This window comes from Rhodococcus sp. EPR-134 (assembly GCF_001647205.1).
Taxonomy (GTDB): Bacteria; Actinomycetota; Actinomycetes; order Mycobacteriales; family Mycobacteriaceae; genus Rhodococcus_F; species Rhodococcus_F qingshengii.
This window is the reverse complement of the sequence record NZ_LVCT01000674.1, coordinates 1-5,005: the sequence shown is the minus strand read 5'-3', so window position 1 is coordinate 5,005 and position 5,005 is coordinate 1. Positions and strand designations below refer to the sequence as shown.

Here is a 5,005-nt window from a genome sequence, read left to right as displayed (position 1 = left end):
GACCACCGATGGCCGCCAGGCCGATTCGCTCGTGGTTGAGCTGAGCCGTGATGAGCTGCCAGCCACCGTTGACCTCGCCGACAACGTCCTTCGACGGAACGCGAATGCCGGAGTAGTACGTGGACGTCACCATCAAGCCGCCGACGGTGTTGATCGGTGACCACTCGAAGCCTGCGTCCTCGGTGGGGACGATCAGGATCGAGATTCCCTTGTGCTTGGGGGCATCCGCGTCGGTGCGGCAGGCCAGCCACACGTAGTCGGCAGTGTTGGCGCCACTGGTGAAGATCTTGTTGCCGTCGACGATCCACTCGTCACCGTCGAGAACCGCACGAGTCTTGAGTGACGCGAGGTCGGTGCCGGCCTCGGGCTCGGTGTACCCGATTGCGAAGACGATGTCGCCGGCCAGGATGCCGGGCAGGAAACGTTCCTTCTGTTCTTCGGTGCCGTACTTCATCAACGTCGGTCCGACGGTATTGACCGTCACGAAGGGGAACGGCAGACCTGCGCGCTGAACCTCGTCGAAGAACACGAACTGCTCTTCGATGGAGCGTCCCTGTCCACCGAATTCCTTGGGCCAGCCGATACCGAGCCAACCGTCCTTGCCCAGCAACTTCACGATCTCGCGGAAGTACTCGCCACCCACACCTTGCTCGCCGGCCGCGCGACGCTTCTCTTCCGGCAGCAGCGCCGCGAAGTACGCGCGCAACTCCTTGCGGAGCTCCTGCTGCTCGGGCGATTCCCTCAGATCCATCGCTGTTTCTCCTATGGCATTCATGGCTGGCAACTCTTGGCCTGGACGCTAACCAGATGCCCAGGTGGGCGCTGTGAGTGTCTCGATGAGCGGGAAGCCGAAACATGAGCGGCGTCACATAGGGTGAGATATGCGCATGGACTCCTCGGATCGCGTCGCTCTCACCGACTTGGCCGCCAGGTACGCACAGGCCGTCGACCGCCGAAACACCACTGCACTTGCGGCTCTCTTCACTGACGACGTGGCATTCGTCTTGCCGCCGGCACTGAACGGAACGGGTGCGCCGACGGAGATACGTGGGAATTCCGTCGTCAGCAGTTAGGTGGTCGATGCCGTCTCACATCTGCACTCGACCCGGCACATCGTCGAGCAGCAGATCCTCGACCTCGACGGCCCCACCACTGCGCACGGTGAGGCCTACTGCTCCGCCCACCACATCTATCCGCGGGGCGAGGGCCACCGGGACAACCGGATCGAGATTCGTTACCAGGACAGCTTCGAAAAGATCGACGGCACCTGGCTGTTCTCGCGTCGCGAACTGGTAGTCGATTTTGCCGAGGACGTTCCGGTCATCCTGCTCGGACAATAGGTACATGAAAAAATCGCGGTGATTCTGTATCTCCTCACGGGAGGTTTACCGGGCTAGCGTTCAGCAACTGTCACGCCATCTCGGCGTGCGTTCGGCTATGTCTTGGAGATTCACATGTCACGCTCGCGCACCAGAAGATTCCTCGCTGCCTTCGCAGTGGCCGCCGTCGCAGTCGGAACCGTAGCCGCGTGCTCGAGCGACAACTCCTCCGACGAGAACGCACCTCTTCGCATCGTCGCTTCTTCGGTTCCGCACGCCGAGATCCTGAAGTTCGTCGAAGAAAAGGGCCTGCTCGGTGACACCAAGATCGAGGTCAGCGAGATCACCGGCGATCTCGACGCCAACGAGGTGCTCGAAGCCGGAGACACCGACGCCAACTTCTTCCAGCACGTGCCGTACCAGGAATCGTGGTCGAAGGAAAAGGGTGTCGACGACCTGGTAGCCGTGGCGAAAGTCCACGTCGAGCCGCTCGGTGCATATTCCAAGAAGGTCACCAACGTGGCCGACCTGCGCCAGGGCGCAACGGTCGCTTTGTCCAACAACGTGACGAACTTCGCCCGTGGGCTGTACCTGCTGCAGCAGGCCGGTTTGATCAAGCTCGATCAGCAGTTGGGCGCCCCCGGCACCGACATCACGCAGATCAGCGAGAAGAACATCATCGACAACCCCAAGGGACTCACGTTCACCCAGGTCGATCCCCCGCAGTTGCCGCGCACGCTCGACGACGGAAATGTCGATCTCGCAATCATCAACGGCAACTACGCAATCGAAGGTGGCCTCAACCCGGCCAAGGACGCCCTGGTGCTCGAGAAGGCCGAGGGCAACCCGTACGCCAATGTCCTGACCGTACGCACCTCGTTCGAAAACGATGCGCGAGTACAGAAGTTGGCCGAGGCATTGACGTCCGCCGACGTCGCGACGTTCATCGAGCAGACCTATCAGGGCTCGGTCATTCCGGCCAGCGCTACCTGATCGAGACCCGTCATGGTCTTCTCGATCGAATCGGTCTCCAAGGAATACCGCAGCGGCACACAAGTTCTGCATGCACTCGATTCCGTATCCCTGAAAATCGAAGACGGCGAAATCTTCGGCATCATCGGCAAGAGCGGCGCCGGCAAGTCGACTTTGCTGCGCTGCCTCAACCTGCTCGAACGCCCGACCAGTGGCCGGATTCTGTTGGGCGACACCGATCTGACCGCGTTGAGCCCAGCGCAACTGCGCGACACACGCAAGCGGATCGGTGTCGTGTTCCAGCATTTCAACCTGCTGCATTCCCGTTCGGTCGCCGCCAACATCGCCTTCCCTCTCGAAGTGGCGGGATACTCGCGGGCAGATCGACGTGCCCGCGTCGACGAGCTGATCGAGTTGGTGGGCTTGGAAGACCGACGTGACGCCTTCCCCTCGCAACTGTCCGGCGGCCAGAAACAACGCGTCGGCATCGCGAGAGCCTTGGCGGCTTCACCCGACGTCCTCCTGTGCGACGAGGCCACCAGCGCCCTCGACTCGGACACAACCGATTCGATCCTCGACCTGCTCGCCGATCTCAATCGACGACTCGGTGTGACCATTGTTCTGATCACCCACGAGCTCAACGTGGTTCGACGGATCTGCCATCGCGCTGCGCTGATCGATCAGGGCCGCATCGTCGACGAGGGAACGCTCACCGAACTGGTCGCAGACCCGGACTCACCCCTCGGAGAGGCGCTACTGCCGACCGGAACGGTACGAACGTCCACGACCGGAATTCCGGCGCTCCTCACCTTTGTCGATTCACTGTCCACCTCACCCGTGATTTCCCAACTCTCACGAGATCTCGACGTCGACGTCACCGTGATCTCCGGCGGTATCGAGGACATCGGATCCCATCAGGTCGGTCGCCTTCGCGTGGAGTTCGCCTCGCACACGGGACTCGTCAGCAACGAAGAGACAAGAAAGTCTGTCGAAGAACATCTTTCGCAGCGCGGAGTGAAGGTGACGTTCTCATGAACAAGACGTCCTGGCAGGATTCCCTGGGCGAAGCATGGGAAGCCCTACTCGACACGCTCTACATGGTCGGTGTCTCGTTCGTGCTCACCGTGATCATCGGTATCGCTCTCGGTGTTCTGTTGCACGCGAGCGCGCCCGACGGAATCCGTCCCAACCGCGTCCTCAATTCGGTTCTGGGCACCGTGGTGAACATCGGCCGTTCGCTGCCGTTCGTCATCTTGTTGGTGCTCCTCATCCCGGCAACGAGGGCGATCGTCGGAACAGCGCTCGGCGCCACGGCAGCGATCGTCCCGCTGACCATCGGTTCGGTGCCCTTCTTTGCGCGCGTCGTCGAGAACGCCTTGCGTGAAGTCGATTCCGGACGCGTCGAGGCAGCGCGGTCCATGGGCGCCACCGACAAAGACATCATCACCAAGGTGCTACTGCCCGAATCCGTTCCGGGATTGGTAGCAGGAGCAACCCTGACGGCGGTGATGCTGATCGGCTTCTCGGCCATGGCAGGTGCCATCGGCGCCGGTGGACTCGGCGACTTCGCAATCAAGTACGGCTACCAACGATTCAACACACCGGTGCTGTTCGTCGCAGTCGTGATCTTGATCGTGCTGGTGCAGGCAATCCAGTCGACCGGCGATCTCGTGGTTCGTTCAATGGCGCACAAGCGGTAACTGATCAGCTCGAGACCATCGCGATCGCTGTTCGCAGTCCGCGCCGCTTACCCGTCTGCGGATCGACGCCGAACACTTCCTTGATTCCGCCTCGGATGCGGAACTTCAACTCCGAGTGCGTCTCCGGAGCGTCGTCCTGGGAAGCCGAGAGAAACCTGTTGGGCAGCGACAACTTCCAGATGGTGCGCAGAGTCAATCCGTACTGCTTCCACAGCGGCCCGGTCGTGTACGGGAGGTCGTACTTGTCACACAGGTCGCGCAACGGCACCGCGATTTCCGAGTACCGATTGCTCGGCAGATCCGGGAAGCAGTGATGCTCGATCTGGTAGCAGAGGTTGCCGCTCATGAAGGCCATGACGGGACCGGCATGAAAGTTGGCAGAGCCCAGCATCTGTCGTAGGTACCACTGAGCGCGCGATTCGTTCTCGAATTCCTCGAGCGTGAACTTCTCGGCACCGTCGGGAAAGTGCCCGCAGAAGATGACGGCGTAACTCCAGTAGTTTCGGATGAGGTTCGCAACGACGTTCGCCGTCAACGTGGTCTTCCACGCGGGGCCGGTCAGGGCGGGGAACAGGATGTAATCCTTCGCCACCTGACGCGCGATCTTCTTACCGACGTCCTTGGCCATGTCCGATTTCTCGGACCACTTCACCTCACCCTTGCGGAGTTTGTCCGTTTCGAGGTGATGCAGTGCCACTCCCCACTCGAAGAGGGTCGCGAGCACGAAATTCGTGATCGGTTGAAAGAGATAGTCGGCGTGCCACTTTTGATCGCGCGTGACGCGCATGATTCCGTAGCCCACGTCGTTGTCCAGTCCGACGATGTTGGTGAACTTGTGATGGGTGAAGTTGTGCGAGTGCTTCCATCCCGAGGACGGGCAGGTGTTGTCCCACTCCCAGTTGCTCGAGTGAATCTCGGGATCGTTCATCCAGTCCCACTGGCCGTGGATGATGTTGTGGCCGAGTTCCATGTTCTCGATGATCTTGCCGACCCCCAGGAGCGCAGTCCCCAGAA

Annotated in this window: 5 protein-coding genes and 1 pseudogene; 4 read left to right on the top strand and 2 right to left on the bottom strand. The window is 60.9% G+C overall.

Annotated features, from left to right (window positions below):
- Nucleotides 1–751 (bottom strand): acyl-CoA dehydrogenase family protein (locus tag A2J01_RS29380; RefSeq protein WP_197494332.1); only part of this gene is annotated, 751 nt, incomplete at its 3' end.
- Nucleotides 752–881: 130 nt separating this feature from the next.
- On the opposite strand from A2J01_RS29380, the pseudogene A2J01_RS29375 reads away from it, so the two are divergent.
- The 4 genes and pseudogenes from A2J01_RS29375 (at nt 882) to A2J01_RS29360 (ending at nt 3,991) form a co-directional block, all read left to right on the top strand.
- Nucleotides 882–1,340, top strand: a pseudogene (locus A2J01_RS29375) (nuclear transport factor 2 family protein).
- A 114-nt stretch (nt 1,341–1,454) separates the two neighbouring features.
- Nucleotides 1,455–2,312, top strand: a complete 858-nt coding sequence (locus A2J01_RS29370) for a MetQ/NlpA family ABC transporter substrate-binding protein (protein ID WP_064114143.1) — start codon at nt 1,455–1,457, stop codon at nt 2,310–2,312.
- Between the two features lie 12 nt (nt 2,313–2,324).
- Nucleotides 2,325–3,326, top strand: a complete 1,002-nt coding sequence (locus A2J01_RS29365; protein WP_007732648.1) for a methionine ABC transporter ATP-binding protein — start codon at nt 2,325–2,327, stop codon at nt 3,324–3,326.
- A complete protein-coding gene (locus A2J01_RS29360; protein WP_007732650.1) occupies nt 3,323–3,991 on the top strand; it encodes a methionine ABC transporter permease in 669 nt (222 codons plus the stop codon). The genes A2J01_RS29365 and A2J01_RS29360 overlap by 4 nt, the downstream gene beginning before the upstream one ends.
- A gap of 4 nt (nt 3,992–3,995) precedes the next feature.
- On the opposite strand, the gene A2J01_RS29355 is transcribed toward A2J01_RS29360, so the two are convergent.
- The coding region (locus A2J01_RS29355) for a fatty acid desaturase family protein (protein WP_064114142.1) at nt 3,996–5,005 on the bottom strand (1,010 nt) is incomplete at its 5' end.

Excerpts from the sequence above, each read along its gene's own strand:
- A2J01_RS29370 (WP_064114143.1), top strand. The coding sequence starts at position 1,455 with ATGTCACGCTCGCGCACCAGAAGATTCCTCGCTGCCTTCGCAGTGGCC.
- A2J01_RS29365 (WP_007732648.1), top strand. The coding sequence starts at position 2,325 with ATGGTCTTCTCGATCGAATCGGTCTCCAAGGAATACCGCAGCGGCACA.
- A2J01_RS29360 (WP_007732650.1), top strand. The coding sequence starts at position 3,323 with ATGAACAAGACGTCCTGGCAGGATTCCCTGGGCGAAGCATGGGAAGCC.